At 75.3% G+C, this 17,419-nt stretch carries 19 protein-coding genes; 10 read left to right on the top strand and 9 right to left on the bottom strand.

The window, feature by feature from the left end; all coding sequences use genetic code 11:
• Positions 1 to 46 precede the first annotated feature (46 nt).
• Entirely contained in the window at positions 47 to 946 is a 900-nt protein-coding gene (gene metF / locus BLS67_RS12965; RefSeq protein ID WP_091245652.1) for a methylenetetrahydrofolate reductase [NAD(P)H], read from the top strand.
• On the opposite strand, the gene BLS67_RS12960 is transcribed toward metF, so the two are convergent.
• Positions 904 to 1,539 carry a hypothetical protein gene (locus BLS67_RS12960; RefSeq protein ID WP_091245649.1) on the bottom strand — a complete coding sequence of 212 codons (636 nt, stop codon included), beginning with the start codon at positions 1,537 to 1,539 and terminating at the stop codon, positions 904 to 906. The genes metF and BLS67_RS12960 overlap by 43 nt on opposite strands.
• Positions 1,540 to 1,591: 52 nt before the next feature.
• Here BLS67_RS12960 and BLS67_RS12955 point away from each other — a divergent pair, with 52 nt between their 5' ends.
• From BLS67_RS12955 to asnB, 6 genes are all read left to right on the top strand, one after another.
• Positions 1,592 to 2,065: a heme-degrading domain-containing protein gene (locus BLS67_RS12955; RefSeq protein ID WP_091245827.1), complete on the top strand. Its 474-nt coding sequence runs from the start codon at positions 1,592 to 1,594 to the stop codon at positions 2,063 to 2,065.
• A 66-nt stretch (positions 2,066 to 2,131) separates the two neighbouring features.
• On the top strand, positions 2,132 to 3,229 hold the full coding sequence (locus tag BLS67_RS12950; protein ID WP_242654053.1) for a transcriptional regulator: 1,098 nt from the start codon (positions 2,132 to 2,134) through the stop codon (positions 3,227 to 3,229).
• Positions 3,226 to 4,155 (top strand): ABC transporter ATP-binding protein, encoded by a 930-nt coding sequence (locus BLS67_RS12945; protein ID WP_091245646.1) that lies wholly within the window; start codon positions 3,226 to 3,228, stop codon positions 4,153 to 4,155. Before BLS67_RS12950 ends, BLS67_RS12945 begins: the two co-directional genes overlap by 4 nt.
• Positions 4,152 to 4,964: an ABC transporter permease gene (locus BLS67_RS12940; RefSeq protein ID WP_091245642.1), complete on the top strand. Its 813-nt coding sequence runs from the start codon at positions 4,152 to 4,154 to the stop codon at positions 4,962 to 4,964. The genes BLS67_RS12945 and BLS67_RS12940 overlap by 4 nt, the downstream gene beginning before the upstream one ends.
• Before the next feature lie 87 nt (positions 4,965 to 5,051).
• Entirely contained in the window at positions 5,052 to 5,834 is a 783-nt protein-coding gene (locus BLS67_RS24430; protein ID WP_091245639.1) for a hypothetical protein, read from the top strand.
• A gap of 92 nt (positions 5,835 to 5,926) precedes the next feature.
• Entirely contained in the window at positions 5,927 to 7,774 is a 1,848-nt protein-coding gene (gene asnB, locus BLS67_RS12930; RefSeq protein WP_091245636.1) for an asparagine synthase (glutamine-hydrolyzing), read from the top strand.
• Between the two features lie 3 nt (positions 7,775 to 7,777).
• On the opposite strand, the gene BLS67_RS12925 is transcribed toward asnB, so the two are convergent.
• Positions 7,778 to 8,584 carry a lipase family alpha/beta hydrolase gene (locus tag BLS67_RS12925; protein WP_091245634.1) on the bottom strand — a complete coding sequence of 269 codons (807 nt, stop codon included), beginning with the start codon at positions 8,582 to 8,584 and terminating at the stop codon, positions 7,778 to 7,780.
• A gap of 29 nt (positions 8,585 to 8,613) precedes the next feature.
• Here BLS67_RS12925 and BLS67_RS12920 point away from each other — a divergent pair, with 29 nt between their 5' ends.
• Positions 8,614 to 9,276, top strand: a complete 663-nt coding sequence (locus BLS67_RS12920) for a CDP-alcohol phosphatidyltransferase family protein (protein ID WP_091245630.1) — start codon at positions 8,614 to 8,616, stop codon at positions 9,274 to 9,276.
• An 86-nt stretch (positions 9,277 to 9,362) separates the two neighbouring features.
• Complete coding sequence (locus tag BLS67_RS12915; RefSeq protein ID WP_091245628.1) at positions 9,363 to 10,355, top strand: carbohydrate kinase family protein; 993 nt, start codon at positions 9,363 to 9,365, stop codon at positions 10,353 to 10,355.
• Here the strand turns inward: BLS67_RS12915 and BLS67_RS12910 are convergent.
• The 6 genes from BLS67_RS12910 to BLS67_RS12885 form a co-directional block, all read right to left on the bottom strand.
• Entirely contained in the window at positions 10,334 to 10,981 is a 648-nt protein-coding gene (locus tag BLS67_RS12910) for a flavin reductase family protein (protein WP_242654052.1), read from the bottom strand. The two genes, BLS67_RS12915 and BLS67_RS12910, sit on opposite strands and share 22 nt — an antisense overlap.
• On the bottom strand, positions 10,978 to 12,069 hold the full coding sequence (locus BLS67_RS12905) for a glycosyltransferase family 2 protein (protein WP_091245625.1): 1,092 nt from the start codon (positions 12,067 to 12,069) through the stop codon (positions 10,978 to 10,980). The genes BLS67_RS12910 and BLS67_RS12905 overlap by 4 nt, the downstream gene beginning before the upstream one ends.
• Entirely contained in the window at positions 12,066 to 12,830 is a 765-nt protein-coding gene (locus BLS67_RS12900; RefSeq protein WP_091245622.1) for a carotenoid biosynthesis protein, read from the bottom strand. The genes BLS67_RS12905 and BLS67_RS12900 overlap by 4 nt, the downstream gene beginning before the upstream one ends.
• On the bottom strand, positions 12,827 to 14,428 hold the full coding sequence (locus BLS67_RS12895) for a phytoene desaturase family protein (RefSeq protein WP_091245618.1): 1,602 nt from the start codon (positions 14,426 to 14,428) through the stop codon (positions 12,827 to 12,829). The genes BLS67_RS12900 and BLS67_RS12895 overlap by 4 nt, the downstream gene beginning before the upstream one ends.
• Complete coding sequence (locus BLS67_RS12890) at positions 14,425 to 14,991, bottom strand: GNAT family N-acetyltransferase (RefSeq protein WP_091245615.1); 567 nt, start codon at positions 14,989 to 14,991, stop codon at positions 14,425 to 14,427. Before BLS67_RS12890 ends, BLS67_RS12895 begins: the two co-directional genes overlap by 4 nt.
• 68 nt (positions 14,992 to 15,059) lie before the next feature.
• Positions 15,060 to 15,554 (bottom strand): YbaK/EbsC family protein, encoded by a 495-nt coding sequence (locus BLS67_RS12885; protein WP_091245821.1) that lies wholly within the window; start codon positions 15,552 to 15,554, stop codon positions 15,060 to 15,062.
• Positions 15,555 to 15,617: 63 nt separating this feature from the next.
• On the opposite strand from BLS67_RS12885, the gene BLS67_RS12880 reads away from it, so the two are divergent.
• Positions 15,618 to 16,829, top strand: coding sequence for a Fic family protein (locus BLS67_RS12880; protein ID WP_207500536.1), 1,212 nt, complete (start codon positions 15,618 to 15,620; stop codon positions 16,827 to 16,829).
• Here the strand turns inward: BLS67_RS12880 and BLS67_RS12875 are convergent.
• Positions 16,808 to 17,374 carry a dihydrofolate reductase family protein gene (locus BLS67_RS12875; protein WP_091245611.1) on the bottom strand — a complete coding sequence of 189 codons (567 nt, stop codon included), beginning with the start codon at positions 17,372 to 17,374 and terminating at the stop codon, positions 16,808 to 16,810. The genes BLS67_RS12880 and BLS67_RS12875 overlap by 22 nt on opposite strands.
• Between the last annotated feature and the right edge of the window lie 45 nt (positions 17,375 to 17,419).

Here is a 17,419-nt window from a genome sequence, read left to right as displayed (position 1 = left end):
CGGCGTGCACCGGTGCGGTGTCGGCGGTTCCGTACCCTCTCCGGGTGTGACCGGCACCGTGCGTGATCTGCTCGACCAGGCCCGACCGACCTGGTCGTTCGAGTTCTTCCCGCCGAAGAACGAGGCCGGGCAGGCGCAGCTGTGGACGGCGCTGCGCGAGCTGGAGCGGTTGAACCCGTCGTTCGTCTCGGTCACCTACGGCGCCGGCGGCTCGACCCGCGAGGGCACCCTGGCGGTGACCGAGCGGATCGCCACCGACACCACGATGCTGCCGCTGGCGCACCTCACCGCGGTCGACCACTCCGTGGCCGAGCTGCGCAACGTGGTGAGCCGGCTGGCGGCGGCCGGCGTCCGCAACATCATGGCGCTGCGCGGCGACCCGCCCGGCGCCGACCCGCAGGCCGAGTGGGTCGCCCACCCGCAGGGGCTGCGGTACGCCGCGGAGCTGGTCGAGCTGGTGAAGGGCATCGGTGACTTCGGGGTCGGGGTCGCGGCCTTCCCCGAGTCGCACCCGAGGTCGCCGGACCCCGAGACCGACGCCGACATGTTCGTGGCCAAGTGCCGGGCCGGGGCCGACTTCGCGATCACCCAGATGTTCTTCCGGGTGGAGGACTACCTCCGGCTGCGCGACCGGGTCGCCGCCCGGGGCTGCGACGTCCCGGTGCTGGCCGGCGTCATGCCCGTGACCAGCGCGAAGCAGATCGCCCGCATCGTCCAGCTGTCCGGCCAGGCGTTCCCCGCCGAGCTGGCCGAGCGGTTCGAGGCCGTGGCCGACGAACCCGCGGCGGTGCAGCGGGCCCTCGGGGTGGACGTGGCCACCGACCTGTGCGCGCAGCTGCTGGCCGAGGGCGTGCCCGGCATCCACTTCATCACCATGAACCGCTCGACGGCGACGCGTGAGGTCTACTCCCGCTTGGCGCCGGTCAACGCCGTCGCGGCCAGCTGAGCCGCGCGGCGGAGGGCCACCCGCTCGGCCCGGTAGCCGCCGAGCACCCCGACCACCGGGAGGTTGGACAGCGCGCGGGCGCCGAGCCCGCCCTTCGGCCGGGCGTCGAGCGCGTCGTCGACGCGGGCGAGCAGCCGGGCCACCCGCCACAGCGCGCGGGCGACCCCGGCGGCGCCTTGCCGGCGCTCCCGGGCGCCGAGCACGTCCTCGGCGTAGACGCCCTTCTGCCGCTGGAGCAGCGGGCCGACCTGCTCCGCGGTCAGCGTGCGTCCGAGCAGGACCCGGGCGAGCAGCGCGACCCGCTCGGCCGGGTCGGTCACCTCGTGCTCGGCCGCGACGCCCAGCACCACCAGCGACTGGACGGCCGCACCCACGGTGTTCTGCAGCGGCAGGAGGTCGGCGAGCTTGCCGGCGAAGCGCGGGGCGGCCGAGGCAACCGCGACCACCCGGCCGGCGGTCTCGGCCCACCAGTCGGCACCCTCGCTCTCGGGCAGTGCCGGCGGCCGCTCCAGCCGGGCCACCACCGGGGCCCACAGCACGTCGACCCGGCGGAGGACGTCGACGACGACGGCGTCGGAGATGGGGGCTGCCACGGCCGCCGACGCTAGCGGGGGCCGGGGCGACGCGCTCTGCGACGATCACCCGATGACCGACCAGCTGGACGACCTGATCGCCACCGTGCAGGAGCAGGAGCGCCGGCTGGTGCTGACCCGCTTCACCCACGACGACGCCTGGGCGCTGGGGTCGCTGGTGGTCGGGCTGGCCCGGGAGCGCGGACTGCCCGTGACGGTCGACGTCACCCGCGGCGCGCAGCAGCTCTTCCACGCCGCGCTCGAGGGGACGGCGGCGCACAACGACGTGTGGATCGCCCGCAAGGTGGCCACCGTCCGCGAGCTGGGCACCAGCTCGTTCCTCGCCGGCCTGCAGGCCCGCGCCCGCGGCGAGGTCTTCGAGGACGCCCCGTGGATCGACGCGACCCGCATGGCCGGGCACGGCGGCGCGTTCCCGATCACCGTCGAGGGGGCAGGCGTGGTCGGCACGCTGACGGTGTCGGGTCTGCCCCAGGCCGACGACCACGCCCTGGCCGTCGAGGCGCTGGAGCTGTTCCGGGCCGGCTGACCTGTGGGGACGGTGTGAAGGTGCTTGAAAGCGGCAGCACCCCGTCGTCCCGACGTACGGTGGGGCATGGTCGTGCGGGGGTGGCGGTGGGTCGTGGTGGCCCTCGGGCTCGCCGTCCTGGTCGCCCTGCCGGCGCTGGTCGAGGCGCTGCCGGCCGACGACGAGGACGTCTCGCCCGCCGACCTGCGGGCCCAGGTGCTGGCCAGCGACGACGTCGCGTTCTCCGGCTACGCGATCTCCTCCGGCGGTCTCACCCTGCCGGTCTCCGACGCCCTCACCGGCGTCGCGGACCTGCTCTCGGACCAGACCGCGCTGCGTGCCTGGTACCGGGGGAGCGACGACTGGCGGGTGGACGTCGTCACCCCCACCGGCGAGACCGGCACGCACCGCGACGCCTCCGGCACCTGGACCTGGGACTACGCCGACCAGCGGGCCAGCCGCGGCGACGACCCGCCGCTCGCGCTGCCCACCGCGCCGGACCTGCTGCCCAGCGCCCTGGGCCGCCGCCTGCTGAGCGAGGCCGGTGACGACGAGCTGAGCCGCATCGCCCCGGCCCGGGTGGCCGGGGTGGACGCGGTGGGCCTGCGCTACACCCCTGCCGACCCCGCCGCGTCGGTGTCCGCGGTCGACGTGTGGGTCGACCCCTCGACCGGCCTGCCCGTGCGGGTCGTGGTCCGGAGCGCGGGGACGGCGACCCCGGCCCTGGACACCCGGTTCCTCGACCTGGACCTGTCGGCCCCGGCCGCCACGACCACCGCCTTCGACCCGCCACCGGGTGCCGACGTCACCGCCGAGCGCGACCTGACCGATGTCGACCTGGGCCGGCAGGAACGCGCTGACCTGCCGGCCACCCTGGCCGACCTGGGCCGCCGCAGCTTCGACGGCGTCCCCGACCAGATCGGCGCGTACGGCTCGGGTATCACCGTGCTGGCCGTCAGCGCCCTGCCCGGCCGCGCGGCCGGTTCGCTGCGCGACCAGCTCGAGCGCACGCCCGGCGCCGTCGTCGACGACCTCGGGGTGCGCATCGCCGCCGGGCCGCTGTCGCTGATGGTCGCCGGCACCAGCACCCGGGACGGCGGCAGCGGCACCTACCTGCTGGCCGGCACCGTCACCCTCGACGCGCTGGCCACCGCCGCGCGCCAGATCCAGGAGGCAGCCCGTTGAGCGGCACCGTCATCGCCACCCACGGGTTGCGGAAGAGCTTCGGCGCGGTGCGGGCCGTGGACGGCATCGACCTGGACGTGCGGGCCGGCGACGTCTACGGCTTCCTCGGCGCCAACGGCTCGGGCAAGACCACGACGGTGCGCATGCTGCTGGGTCTGGTGCTGCCCACCGCCGGCACCGTCGAGGTGCTCGGCCGGCCGATCCCGAAGGCCGGGCGCGAGGTGCTGCCCCGGGTCGGCGCGCTGATCGAGGGCCCGGCCGCCTACGGCCACCTGTCGGCGACGGCGAACCTGTCGCTGTCCGACGCCTCGGGCCCCGGTGGGTCCCGGCGGACCCGCAAGGCGCGGATCGGCGAGGTGCTCGACCAGGTGGGGCTGGGCGGGGTGGGCAAGCGCGCCGTCCGCGGGTTCTCCCTGGGCATGCGGCAGCGGCTGGGCCTGGCCGGGGCGCTGCTCCGCCGACCCGACCTGCTGGTCCTCGACGAGCCCACCAACGGGTTGGACCCGCAGGGCATCCACGAGATCCGCGAGCTGCTGCTGGACCTCAACCGCACCGGCACCACGGTCTTCCTGTCCAGCCACCTGCTGGCCGAGATCGAGCAGCTGGCCACCCGGGTCGGCGTGCTGGACCGCGGCCGCATGGTGCTGCAGGACGACCTGGCCACCCTCACCGCGCCCACGGGCGCCACCGTCGTCGACACCCCGCGGGCCGCGCAGGCCCGTGAGGTGCTCGGTGACCGGGTGCTGTCCGCCGACGGCGACCGGCTGGTGGTGCGGGGCAGCGAGCCCGCCGAGGTCAACGCCGTGCTGGTCGGTGCGGGGGTGCCCGTGCACGGGTTGACCCTGCAGCGGCCGACCCTCGAGGAGGTCGTGCTCGCCGCGGCGGCCGGCTCCGGGGACCGCGTGCAGGCCGGTGCGGCCTCGTGATCGCCGTCGAGCTGCGCAAGCTGTTCCGGCGGCCGCGCACGTGGATCACCATCGCGCTGCTCAACAGCCTGCCGGTGCTGGTGGCCGTGCTGCTCAAGGTCACCGACCTGGCGCCGCGGCCGGGGGAGGGGCCGGCGTTCCTGTCCGCCGTCCTCACCAACGGCACGCTGTTCCCGCTGGCCGCGCTGGCGATCGTGCTCCCGCTGTTCCTGCCGATCGCGGTCGCCGTGGTGGCCGGGGACTCCGTCGCCGGCGAGGCGCAGGGCGGGACGCTGCGCTACCTGCTGGCCCGCCCGGCCGGCCGCACCCGGCTGCTGGTCGCCAAGCTGGTCGCGCTGGTCGTGTTCGTGCTGGTCACCGTCGTGATCGTGGCGATCGTCGGGTACGTCGTCGGCACGACGCTGTTCGAGGTGCAGTCCCTCGGGGCGACCACCGCGGTCTCGGGGACGTCGCTGACCCCGGATCAGGTGGCCGGCCGCACGCTCCTGTCGATCGGCTACGTGACGATCTCCATGCTGGGGGTCGCGGCGTTCGCGATGTTCTTCTCCACGCTGACCGACTCCCCGCAGCTGGCCACCCTCGGTGCGCTGGCGGTGCTGATCGGCTCGTCGCTGCTGTTCACCCTCGACGCCGCCTCGGACATCGCGCCCTACCTGCCCACCCGCTACTGGCTGAGCTTCGTGGACTTCTTCCGCGACCCGATCCTGTGGCGCAACGTGGTCCGCGGCCTGGGCCTGCAGGCCGTGTACGTGGTCGTGCTCCTCGGCGCCGCGTGGGCGAACTTCACGACGAAGGACATCACCTCCTAGAAGGACCACGTCCCCCTCACGACTCGCAGGCTCGCCGCGAGCCTCTGGACGTGGCCGGCACCGCCGCTCGAATGGTGGACTTCGGGCGTGCGCATCAGCCCGCTGGAACTGGACGCCGTCGTCGCGGGGACGATCGACCTGGCCTTCCGGCGGTGGGAGCGGCCGCGGTTGCTCGTGGGCACCCGCATGCGCACGCGGGTCGGGTTGGTGGAGGTCACCTCCGTCGACGAGGTCGACCCGGCTGGGCTGACCGAGGACGACGCCCGCCGCGCGGGTGCCCCTGACCTGGCCGCCCTGCGCCGCGGGTTGGCGGCGAACCCGGAGCGGCCGGTGTTCCGGGTCGGGATCCGGTTCGCCGGCGAGGACCCCCGCGCCGTGCTGCGCCGCACCCCGCCGACCGGTGCGGAGATCGCCGACCTGCAGGCGCGGCTGGACCGGCTCGACCGGGCCTCGTCGATCGGGCCCTGGACGGCGGCCACCCTCGCGATCGTCGACGCGTACCCCGAGCGGCGGGCGCCGGAGCTCGCCGAGGAGCTGGGCCGACCGACGGCGGAGTTCAAGCGCGACGTCCGCAAGCTCAAGGAGCTGGGCCTCACCGAGTCCCTCGACATCGGCTACCGGCTCTCCACCCGGGGCGCCGCGGTGGTCGACGCCGCGCTGCAGGCGGCCGGGCGGCCCGTGCCCGAGCGGGCGGCGCCGCCGTCCGGCACCCCGTTGCCCAGCCTCGGCGCCCCGGCCACCCGGGCGCTGCGGGCGGCCGGGCTCACGACGCTGGAGGCCGTGGCCGCCGTCCCCGAGGCCGACCTGCTGGCCCTGCACGGCGTGGGCCCGATCGCCGTCGCGCGCATCCGCGCCGCCCTGGGGCGCTGAACCGGGGAGTTTCCTGTGACCTCCAGTTGCACACACCCTCGACGAGGCGTAGCAACAGGTTGGTAACACCAACCACATCGGGAGGACATCACATGTGCGGCATCGCGGGCTGGGTCTCGTTCGACGGCGACCTGCGGCAGCAGCGGGCCACGGCGCAGGCCATGACCGGCACCATGGCCTGCCGGGGTCCGGACGACGAGGGGCTCTACCTGCGCGAGCACGTCGCCCTCGGCCACCGCCGGCTCGCCGTCATCGACGTGGCGCACGGCCGGCAGCCCATGGCGCTGGCCACGTCCGGCGCGCTGGGCGCCGGCCCGGACGCCGACCGGGTCACCGACGACGAGCTGGCGATCGTCTACTCCGGCGAGGTCTACGACTTCCGCGAGCACCGCAGCGCCCTGGGCGGCCGGTTCGACACCGACAGCGACACCGAGGTCGTGCTGCGGGCGCATCGGGCGGCCGGCGACCGCGACCCCCGCGAGGTGGTCGCCGGGTTCAACGGGATGTTCGCCTACGCCCTGTGGGACACCCGGCGCGAGGAGCTGCTGCTGGTCCGCGACCGGCTCGGCGTGAAGCCGCTGTACTACCGGCAGACGCCCGACGGCGTGCTGTTCGGGTCCGAGCCCAAGGCGGTGCTGGCCCACCCCGACGTCCCGCGGGTGGTCGACGCCGCCGGGCTGCGGCAGGTGTTCGGCATGGTCGCCGACCCCGCCCACACCCCGTTCGCCGGCCTGCGCGAGGTGCCTCCGGGCCACGTCGTCCGGATCAGCCGGTCGGGGGTGCAGGAGCTGCGCTACTGGGCGCTGGAGTCCACCCCGCACACCGACGACGTCGACGCCACGGTGGCCCGGGTGCGCGAGATCCTCGACGACACCGCCCGCCGGCAGCTGATCGCCGACGTCCCGCTGTGCACCCTGCTGTCCGGGGGGCTCGACTCCTCCGCGCTCACCGCGCTCGCGGCCCGCCAGCTCGCCGAGGCCGGCCAGGGCCCGGTGCGCTCGTTCTCCGTGGACTTCGCCGGCAACGACACCGACTTCGTGCCCGACGACGTCCGCGGCACCCCGGACGCCCCCTACGTCCGCGACGTCGCCGCGCACGTGCGCAGCGACCACACCGACGTCGTGCTGGACGACGCCGGGCTGCTGGACCCCGCCGCCCGGGACGCCGTCCTGCGGGCCCGGGACACCCCGGGCATGGGCGAGATCGACACCTCGCTGCACCTGTTGTTCGGCGCGGTGCGGAAGAGCTCGACTGTGGCGCTGTCGGGGGAGAGCGCCGACGAGGTGTTCGGCGGCTACATCGACTTCCACGACCCCGTCGCCACCGGTGCGGACACCTTCCCGTGGCTGGCCGGGCGGATGATCGCCGGCTACTCCGCCGGCGACCTGCTGCACGAGCGGGTGGCCAAGGAGCTCGACCTCACCGGGCACGTGGACGACGCCTACCGGCAGACGATGGCCGAGGTGCCCCGGCTGGCCGGGGAGACCGGGCACGACGCCCGCATGCGCGAGGTCTCCTACGCCTACCTGACCCGGTTCCTGCCGGTGCTGCTGGACCGCAAGGACCGGATGAGCATGGCGGTCGGGCTGGAGGTGCGGGTGCCCTTCTGCGACCACCGGCTGGTGCAGTACGTCTTCAACGCCCCGTGGCACCTGAAGAACTTCGACGGCCGGGAGAAGAGCCTGCTGCGCGCGGCCACCGCCGACCTGCTGCCGCAGTCGGTCGTGGAGCGCGTGAAGAGCCCCTACCCCTCGACCCAGGACCCGCGGTACGCCGCGGAGATCAGCCGCCGGTTCGGCGCGCTGGCCGACGACACGTCGTCGCCGCTGGCGGACCTGGTCGACCTGGACGCCGGCCGCGAGGCGCCGCGCAACGTGCAGGACCGGCTGCTGTTCGTCGACCGCTGGCTGCGCGAGTACGACGTGGACGTGCAGCTGTAGCCGCTACGAGGACAGGCGGGCGCAGTCGGCCGGACCCAGGTCCACCGGCTGCCCCGCCGCCAGCTCGGCGATCACCATGCCCTGCACCAGGGGGTCGCTGGGCAGCTGGCCGTGGGCGACCGTGCTGTCGGCGCACACCGACTGCACGGTGATGTCCAGGGCGCCCTCGAGGTCGGCGGAGTCCGGCGGGGTGACGGTCTGGTCGACCTCGGTCCAGATGGAGACCCACGTCGGCCCCGCTGGGGTCTCGTCGCCGGCGTTGAGCTGCCGCAGCAGGTCGCTGCTCGTGGTCAGCTGCTGGCAGGCCTCGGGGCACTGGTCGGGGGCCAGCGTGGCGCCCAGGTCGGCGATCGTCGTCCCGTGGTGGGGGGAGCCGAGGGTGACGATGCGCCGGGCCTGCGCGGCACCGCCGTCCGCCGCCCACAGGCGTGCGGTCACCCCGCCGGCGGAGTAGCCGACGACGTCGACGCTGTCGGCACCGGTGCGGGCCAGGGCGGCGTCGACCGCGTCGCCGAGCACCGCAGCGGTCTCCCGCAGGTCACCGGTGCCGTCACCGGGGAGGCTGACCACCGTGGCGTCCCGGCCGACGGCGGTCAGCGCGTCGGCCAGCGACTGCAGCCCGGTCGTGGAGCCGCCGTAGCCGGGCACCAGCAGCACCGGACCGGGCTCGGCCTGGCTGACCGGCGCCGGGGTGGGGGCGGTCAACCGCGGTACCAGCACGGCGCCGACGACGGCCAGGAGGCCGACCACCGCCGCGGCGAGCACCCCGAGGACCAGGCGACGGCGGGCGGGGGAGAGGCCGGCGAGCATGAGTCCACTGTCCCTGGTGCACTGGGCGCATGCCGCCGTTCCTGACCCGGGAGGAGTACTTCACAGCCTGGTCGCAGTGGCACGGGGGCACCGACCCGCGTGCCTCCGCCGTGGTGCGGGGCTGGCTGACGATCGCCCACACCCTCGCCCGGCCGCTGGCGGGGCTCTCGCCGACCCTGGTGACGGCCGTCGGGCTGGTGGTCGCGGCCGCCGCGGTCGGCCCGGCCGCGGCCGGAGGTGGCTGGCTGGTCCTCGCGGGGGTGCTGGTCGGGGTCTCGGGCCTGCTGGACTCCCTGGACGGCGCCCTCGCCATCGCCGGGGGGCGGGCCTCGCGTCGTGGCTACGTGCTGGACTCCGCGGTCGACCGGCTGACCGAGGTGGCCTACGCCGCGGCGTTCTGGGCGGCGGGGGCGCCGGGCTGGCTGGCCGTGCTGTTCGGCGCGCTGTGCTGGTTCCCCGACTACCTGCGGGCGCGGGCCGGGCAGGCCGGGGTGGACGAGACCGGGGCGATCTCGGTGTGGGAGCGCCCGACCCGGGTGGCGATGGTGGGCATGACCCTCGGCGGCGCCGGGGTGGTGTCCGCGCTCGGTGCCGCTGACCTGGTGGTCACGGCCGGGGCGGCCGTCGGGGCGCTGCTGGGCGTCGTGGGCAGCACGCAGCTGGGCCTGCAGCTGCGGCGGGCCCTGGGCTGACCGGCCCGTTACGCTCCGGTGAACCCCGCACGACGTAGGCGTCGAACGACGGGTACCTGCCCCCACCCCCCTCCAGGAGCCCCACCGTGTCCGTCGTCGTGACCGGTTCGATCGCCACCGACCACCTCATGACCTTCCCGGGGAAGTTCGCGGAGCAGTTCGTCGAGGGCCAGATGGAGAACGTCTCCCTCTCGTTCCTGGTCGACGACCTGGTCCAGCACCGCGGCGGCGCCGGGGCGAACATGGCCTACGGCATGGGGCTGCTGGGGCTGACGCCGGTGCTGGTCGGTGCCGTGGGCGGGGACTTCGACGAGTACGACGCCTGGCTGCAGCGCCACGGGGTGGACACCGGCTCCATCCGGTGGTCCGACGTGAAGCACACCGCACGCTTCACCTGCACCACCGACTCGACCAACAACCAGATCGCGTCCTTCTACTCGGGCGCCATGGCCGAGGCCGCCCTGATCGAGCTGGCCCCGGTCGCCGACCGGGTGGGTGCGCCGGACCTGGTGATCGTGGGCCCGAACGACCCGGGCGCGATGGTGCGGCACACGCAGGAGTGCCGGGAGCGCGGCTACCCGTTCCTGGCCGACCCCTCCCAGCAGCTGGCGTGGGCCGACGGCGAGATGATCCGCACCCTCGTCGACGGCGCCGACCTGCTGTTCACCAACGAGTACGAGGCCGCCCTGCTCAAGCAGAAGACCGGCTGGAGCCACGACGAGGTGCTCGACCGCGTGGGCACCTGGGTCACCACCCGGGCGGCCAACGGCGTGCGGGTCGAGAGCCGCACCGCCGACACCATCGAGGTCATCGCGGTGCCCGAGACCAAGCCGGTGGAGCCCACCGGTGGCGGCGACGCCCTGCGTGCCGGGTTCGTCGCGGCCCGGCAGTGGGGGCTGGGCATCGAGCGGGCCACCCAGGTCGGCTCGGCGGTGGCCACCGCCGCCGTCGAGGTGATCGGCACCCAGGAGTACGACCTGCCGCACGAGTCGTTCCTGGAGCGGTTCGCCCTCGCCTTCGGCGCGCAGGCCGCCGACGAGGTCGCCCCCCACCTGCCTCAGTCGCCGCGCAGCGCCTGACCGATCGTCGGGTCGGCCTGCCAGTCGGTGAAGGGGATCCGCTTGATCTCCTTCAGCTCGCCGACGGTGGACCACTCGTTGCCGCCCAGGCGGGCCAGCGGGCGCAGCGCCTCGATGCGGGGCCGGCCGTCGCGCACCGCCGCGGCGTGCGCGCTGACGGCCACCACCTGGCCGAACACGATCGTGGAGTCACCCAACGACAGCGTCGAGTGCAGCCGGCACTCCAGCGTCACGGGGCTGGCCGCGACCCGCTTGACCGACACGACGTCGCTGTCCTCGAGCACGATCCCCGTCTGCTCGGCCTCGTCGTGGTCGGGCGGGAAGTCGGTGCCGGTGGCGTTGACCTGCTCGAAGAGCTCCTCGGGGGTCAGGCTGATCGTGAACTCGCCGGTCGCCTCGGCGTTGGTCAGGCTGTCCTTGCGGCCGACGCTGGTGAACTGCACGACCGGTGGGTCGACGCAGGCCACCGTGTAGAAGGAGTGCGGCGCGAGGTTGTGCACGCCCTCGGCGGACCTGGTGCAGACCCAGGCGATGGGTCGGGGGACGACGACGGAGTTCAGCACCCGGTAGAAGTCCTTGGGCGCCATCTCGGCGGGGTCGAAGCGGGTGCGCTCGTGTGCGGTCACCGGTCCAGTGTGCGGCCCCGCCAGTGCAGCGTGCCGCGGCGGTGGCCGAGCACCGACCGCAGCAGCAGCAGGTCCAGCGCGAGCACGCCCAGCGGGTGGGTCAGGCTGTCGGGCCACACCCGACCGCCGGTGCGGTGCGCGGTGACCGCCCGGCCCGCCACCCCGGCCAGGTAGCCGACCACCCCCGCCCGGGACCCCGTCAGCGGGGGTAGCACGAACAGTGCCGTGAGCACCGCCGCGGCGGCCAGGCTCCCGGCCGGCGAGCCGCCCAGCGCCGCCCACAGCGACTTCTCGTACCCGGCGGCCAGCGCGGGCCAGCCGTCGTACATCCGGGTGGCGGCCAGCGTCGACCCGTCGACGACGACGCCCCGGCCGCCGGCGCGCTTGACCGCCCGCAGCAGCGCGATGTCCTCCAGCACCTCACCCCGGACGGCCCCGTGCCCACCGGCCCGCTCGTAGGTGCTGCGCCGGACGACCAGGAACTGCCCGTTGGCGGCGGCCAGGCTGGGGCGCGGTGACCGCTCGGCAACCCGCAGCGGCAGCAGGGTGGCCCACAGCCACTGCTGCAGCGGCTGCACCAACCGCTCGGCGGCGGTCACCGCGAGCTGGCGGGGCCACGGCGAGACCAGGTCCAGCCCGTGCGCGTCGAGCAGCGCGACCGCGGCGGCCACGGCGTGCGGGGCCAGCCGGACGTCGGCGTCCACGAACACCAGCACGTCGACGTCCTCGGCCCCGGCGGCGCCCTGCGCGCAGGCGTTCGGCTTGCCCAGCCACCCGGCCGGCGGCGCGGTCGCGGCCAGCACCGCGGCACCGTGGGCCCGGGCCACCGCGGCCGTGCCGTCGGCGGAGCCGTCGTCGACCACCACGACCTGCAGCTGCGGGACGCCGGTCTGCGCCGCCAGGGCGTCCAGACACCCGCCGAGCTCGGTCTCCTCGTCGCGGGCAGGCACGACCACCCGCACCCGGGCCGCGGTGGGCGGCGGGTCGGCGGCCGGCGTGCGCAGCAACCGGACGTTGACCGCGGCGTGCACGGCGGTCACCACCGAGACCCCGGCCAACCCCCGCAGCACCCGCCCCCCGGGCGTCACGGGACGGGGGCGGCGTGCTGGCGGTGACGGTGCTGCCGCGCGAGGGCGGCGAGCACGGGGACCGCCAGCACCACGCCCCACACCGCCGAACCGGGCAGGCCCAGCCAGCCGGCGTGGGCGAGCGCACCGCCCAGCACCATCCACGCCAGCGCCACCAGCGGGGCGTGGTCGGGGGCCGTGGGTGTGCGGCGGGCGGCCAGCAGGTCCAGCGCGGTCATCAGCACCAGCCCGGCGAGCAGCCAGCCCGCTAGGTTGGTCAGCGGCACGGTGCCGATGCCCGGCAGCCCCGGGCTCGGGTGCGCCCAGGTCCAGTAGCCGGCCTGCACCAGCTGCGGGTCCAGGACGACGTCCCAGGCCGCGAACACGTAGGCGGCGACGGCGATGCGGCCCACCCGGTGGCCGGGCACGAGCCGGCGGGCCAGCAGCCAGCTGGGCCAGGCCATCATCAGCCAGGCCAGCGGGACCAGGAACGGCACGCCGAGCAGCGTGGGCCCGAGAGTGTCGCTGTAGGTGTAGCTGCCGTAGGGGAACCCGGTGGCCAGGCCGACGGCCTCGAACACCACCGCCAGGACGGCGACCGTGCCGAGCACCGCGAGCCCCAGCCGACGGGACAGCGATGCGTGCACGACGCTCAGCGCCGAGCCCAGCAGCACGATGGTCCAGCTGACGACGTCCCGGGCGCCGCCGCCGGTCAGCGGGTAGGCGATCGCGGTGGCCAGCAGCAGCCCGGTGAGCACCCAGGGCAGGGCCCGGGAGCTCACCGGCGCAGCAGCCGGCGGACCAGCTGGGCCCGGCGGCCGCGGTCGGCGAGCACCACGCGGGCCGCCGTCCGGCCGCTGTTGCCGCTGACCCCGCCACCGGGGTGGGTCGAGGCGCCGGTGAGGTAGAGCCCGGGCAGGCCGGGCACGCGGTGGCCCGAGAGCTCGGGGGTGGGCCGGAAGGCGAACATCGACGCCAGCGACATCTCCACGTGCATGACGTTGCCGCGGGGCAGGCGCAGCTCCTGCTCGAGCAGCAGCGGGGTCTGCACGTACAGCCGCTGCACCGAGTCGGCGAAACCGGGGGCGAAGCGGTCGACGGCGGCCACCAACCGGGCGGCCTCGGCGTCGGCGATCGTCGTCCAGTCCGAGCCGTCGGCCAGCCGGTACGGGTACCACTGGCCCCAGATCGTGACCACGTGCTGACCGGCCGGGGCCAGGGTGTCGTCGCTGGCCGAGAAGCTCATCGCCAGCGGCACGGGCTCGCGCGGCAGGTCGCCGGCCTGCCAGTCGCCGTGCGCCCGGGCCAGCACGGCCCGGTCGGTGCACAGCAGTTGCAGTCCCTGCAACGAGTCGGCGGGGTCGACCCCGGGGTAGGCCGGGAGCGCGTCGGTCAGGCAGCGGACGACGAGGCCGAAGCCGTTGCCCAACGGCGGGTCGGCGTCACGCAGCGCGGGCGGGGCGTGCTCGCCGGCGATGGCCTGGGTGGCGCCGACGTGGCAGGCCGCGACCACGGTCTCGGCCTCGATGCGGCGTCCCGACGTCGTGACCACCCCGGCCACCCGGCCGTCCTCGACCAGCAGCGAGGCGGCGCCGTCGCCCAGGGTGACCCGACCGCCGTGCGACTCGAGCTTGCGGCGCAGCGCGGTGGTCAGCCCGCCGGACCCGCCGACGGGGTGGCCGGGCGGGGTGGTGTGCAGCAGCGCCGCCCAGCCGACCATGGCCGCCGTCCCGGGCTCGGACATCGGGGGGCCGGACTGGGCGCCGAACCAGGCCAGGGCCGCCTTGAGCCGCTCGCTGGTGAACCACCTGTCCAGCAGCGCGTCGCCCGAGCCGAGGAAGTCGGTGGCCAGCTCGCCGCCCGGGGTGCGGGGCCGGCCCTTCGCCGGTGCGCCGAGGGGCCACAGGTGGCGGACCAGCCGGGCGGGGCTGGGCCGGTCGCCGAAGGCGCGCACGACCTGCGCGCTGCGCGGACCCCACACCTCGACGAACCGGCGGTAGGCGGCGGCGTCGCCCGGACCGCACGCGGCCTCGATCGAGGCGCAGGTGGCGTCGAGGTCGACGCTGAACACCAGCGGCCGCCCGTCGGGTCCGTCGCTGCCCGGGTCGGGGGCGGGGGCGAAGCCCCACGGGTCGCAGTCGACGTAGCGCAGGCCGTGGGCGGCGAGGTCGAGCTCCTCGACGACGCCGGAGTGCCGGATGATCACGTGCGCGCTGGAGCCCCGGTCCACCAGCACCCCGGGCCAGCGCTCGACGGTGGAGACGGCCCCGCCCAGCACGTCGTCGGCCTCGACGACCTCGACGGACAGCCCGGCGACGGCCAGGTGGCAGGCGGCGACCAGACCGTTGTGGCCGGACCCGACGACGACGGCGTCGGTCACTCCGACGACGACCCGAGGGGCAGGCTCGCCCCGAGGATCGCGAAGGGCCGGGCATCACCGGGGAAGTGGTGGTTGCGCGCCAGGTCGACGAACCCGTCGGCGCGGTACAGCCGGAAGGCCTTGGTGTCGGCGTCCGGGGTGGACAGCAGCGCGGCCGGGTGCGGCAGGTCGTGGACCAGCGCGTGCAGCAGCTGCCGGCCCAGGCCCTGGCTCTGGTGGGCCGGGTGCACGTGCAGCTCGCACACCTCGAAGCCGCCGGGCAGCCAGCGCTTGGCGGTGCGCCGGTCGAGGGCGTGCTTGACCTGGTCGTGCCACCACTGGCCGGGGGCGACCAGGTAGCCGTAGCCGAAGCCGACGAGGGTCTCGCCGTCCGGACCCTCGGCGAAGGCGCCGACCGCGCGGAAACCCTGGCGCTCGGTGTGCTGGACGGCGTAGCCGTAGCGACCGGCCACGACGGAGTCGCCGTAGCCCATGGCCAGGCCGTAGATCGCCAGCGCCTCGTGCAGGTGCTCGCGCATCCAGGGGGTCGGCAGCTCGGTCACCCGGGTGGTCGGTGCGGTCATGCTGCGGGTGCTGCGGGGTCCACGGACGGCATGGCTCGATCATCCCACCGCCGGAGCTGCCCCGTCGGTCAGCCGGCGTCGACCTCGGCCGCGGTGCCCGCCGTGATGCGCAGCAGCTCGTCGTACGTCGTCGGGAAGACGGTGTGCGGGTGGCCGGCTGCAGCCCACACCTGCGGGTGCCGGGCCAGGGTGATGTCGACCAGCGTGCCGATCGGCTCGGGGTGCCCGACCGGGGCGACGCCGCCGATGGCCTGCCCGGTGTGCTCCCGGACGAAGGACGCCGACGCCTTCGTGAGGGCCGGGACGCCGAGCAGCGCGGCCACCTTCGCGGTGTCGACCCGGTGCGCGCCGCTGGTCAGCACCAGCACCGGGTTGCCGTCGACCTCGAAGACGAGGCTGTTGGCGATGGCACCGACCTCGACGCCCAGCTGGTCGGCGGCGGCCTGCGCGGTCGGGGCGGCGTCGGCCAGGTGCCGGACCTCGCCGGTGACCCCGTGGTCCCGGAGGACCTGCTGCACGTGGGCGACCATCGGGTGCTCGGACGACGTCACGGCGGCGATCATCCCATCCGAGTGCAGCGGGATCATCATTCGCACATGTGCTACAAGTGAGTATAAGGTCGCATCGTGAGCGCAGCTGCACCCGGTTGGCCGCCGATCGGCACCCGGCAGGTGCCGTGGCGCCCGAACCTGCCCGACGAGGTCGTTCCCCGGGCGGTCCGCCTCCGCCACGCGGGGCCCTACCGCGCCGCCGTGGTCCCGACGATCGCCGACCTGGTGCCGCAGGTCAGCGGTCCCGTGCTGCGCGCCGCCGAGGACGCCGTCGCCGAGATCGCCCGCTTCGACGCCCGCATGGGCGCCGAGGTCGCCCCGTTCGCCGCCGTCCTGCTGCGCACGGAGTCCGCGTCGTCCTCGCGCATCGAGCAGCTGACCTCCGGCGCCCGGGCGATCGCCGTCGCCGAGCTCGGCTCGCCCTCGACCCGCAACGCCGAGGCCGTGGTGGGCAACGTCGCGGCCATGCAGGCCGCCCTCGAGCTGTCGGAGGCGCCGACGCCGGCCGCCGTCCTGGCGATGCACGAAGCCCTCCTGCGCGACACCGATCCGGACATCGCCGGGCGGTGGCGCCGCGAGCAGGTGTGGGTGGGGGGCAGCTCCTACGGCCCGCACGGGGCCGAGTACGTGGCGCCCGTGGCCGCCGACGTCCCCGAGCTGGTCGCCGACCTCAGCCGGTTCGCCGTCCGCACCGACACCGCCCCGCTCGTGCTGGCCGCCGTCGCCCACGCCCAGTTCGAGACCATCCACCCCTTCCCCGACGGCAACGGCCGCACCGGTCGCGCACTGGTGCACTGCCTGCTGCGCCACCACGGGGTCACCCGGGCGGTCACCGTGCCGGTCTCGGCGGGCCTGCTGGTCGACGTCGAGGGGTACTTCGACGCACTGACCGCGTACCGGCGCGGCGAGCTCGACCCCGTCGTCACGGCCTTCACCCGGGGCACCCTGGCGGCCATCACGAACGCGGCGGAGCTGGTCCAGCAGCTGCGGGCCGTCCGCGCCGGCTGGGACGACGTCGTCCGGGCCCGCTCGGACGCCGCCGCCTGGCGGGTCGCCGACCTGCTGGTGCGCCAGCCCGTCGTCGACGCCGCCGCGGTCACCCGGGAGCTGGGGGTGCCGGCGCAGAACGTCGTCCGCGCCCTGGCCCCGCTGGAGGCGGCCGGGGTGGTCACCGAGTTCACCGGTCGTCGGCGGAACCGGATGTGGCAGGCCGGCGAGGTGCTCGAGGCCCTCGACGCGTTCGCCGCCCGGTCGGGCCGGCGCGGTCAGCCGCGGCCGACGGCGTAGCGCAGCAGCACCACCCCGCTGCCGAACCGACGCTCCTCCTGCAGGTCCAGCCGCAGGTCGAGGCCCTCCGGGAACAGCCGGCGGCCGCGGCCCAGCACCACCGGGTAGGTGAACAGCCGCAGCTCGTCCACCAGCCCGAGCCGCAGCAGGTCGTGGCCCAGCGCGATGCTCCCGGTCAGCACGACGTCCGCGCCGTCCTGCTCGGCCAGGCCGCGGACCTCACCGGCCAGGCCGTCGCCCCCGCGCAGCACCGTCGTGCCCGCCCACCCCGGGTCCTGCAGGCTCGAGGAGACGACGTACTTCTGCACCCGGTCCAGGTGCTCGGTCACCCCGGTGCGGTCGTCGTGCTGCTTCGGCCAGAACCCGCGCATCTCCTCGAACGTCGTCCGGCCGCACAGGAAGGCGTCCGACCTCGCCGCGAAATCGGCGGTGGCTGCCGCGAGCTCGCGGCCGTGCTCGGTGTCGGCGGTGACGTCGAACCAGCCCTGCTCGCCGTCCACGACGCCGTCCAGGGTGATGTTCTGGGTGATCACGATCGGTCGCACGAGGTCCTCCTCGGGTCGGGGTCTCCCGGACGGGACCCCGACCCG

The organism is Klenkia soli (assembly GCF_900103975.1).
Lineage (GTDB): Bacteria > Actinomycetota > Actinomycetes > Mycobacteriales > Geodermatophilaceae > Klenkia > Klenkia soli.
This window is presented reverse-complemented; position numbering and strand designations above follow the sequence as displayed.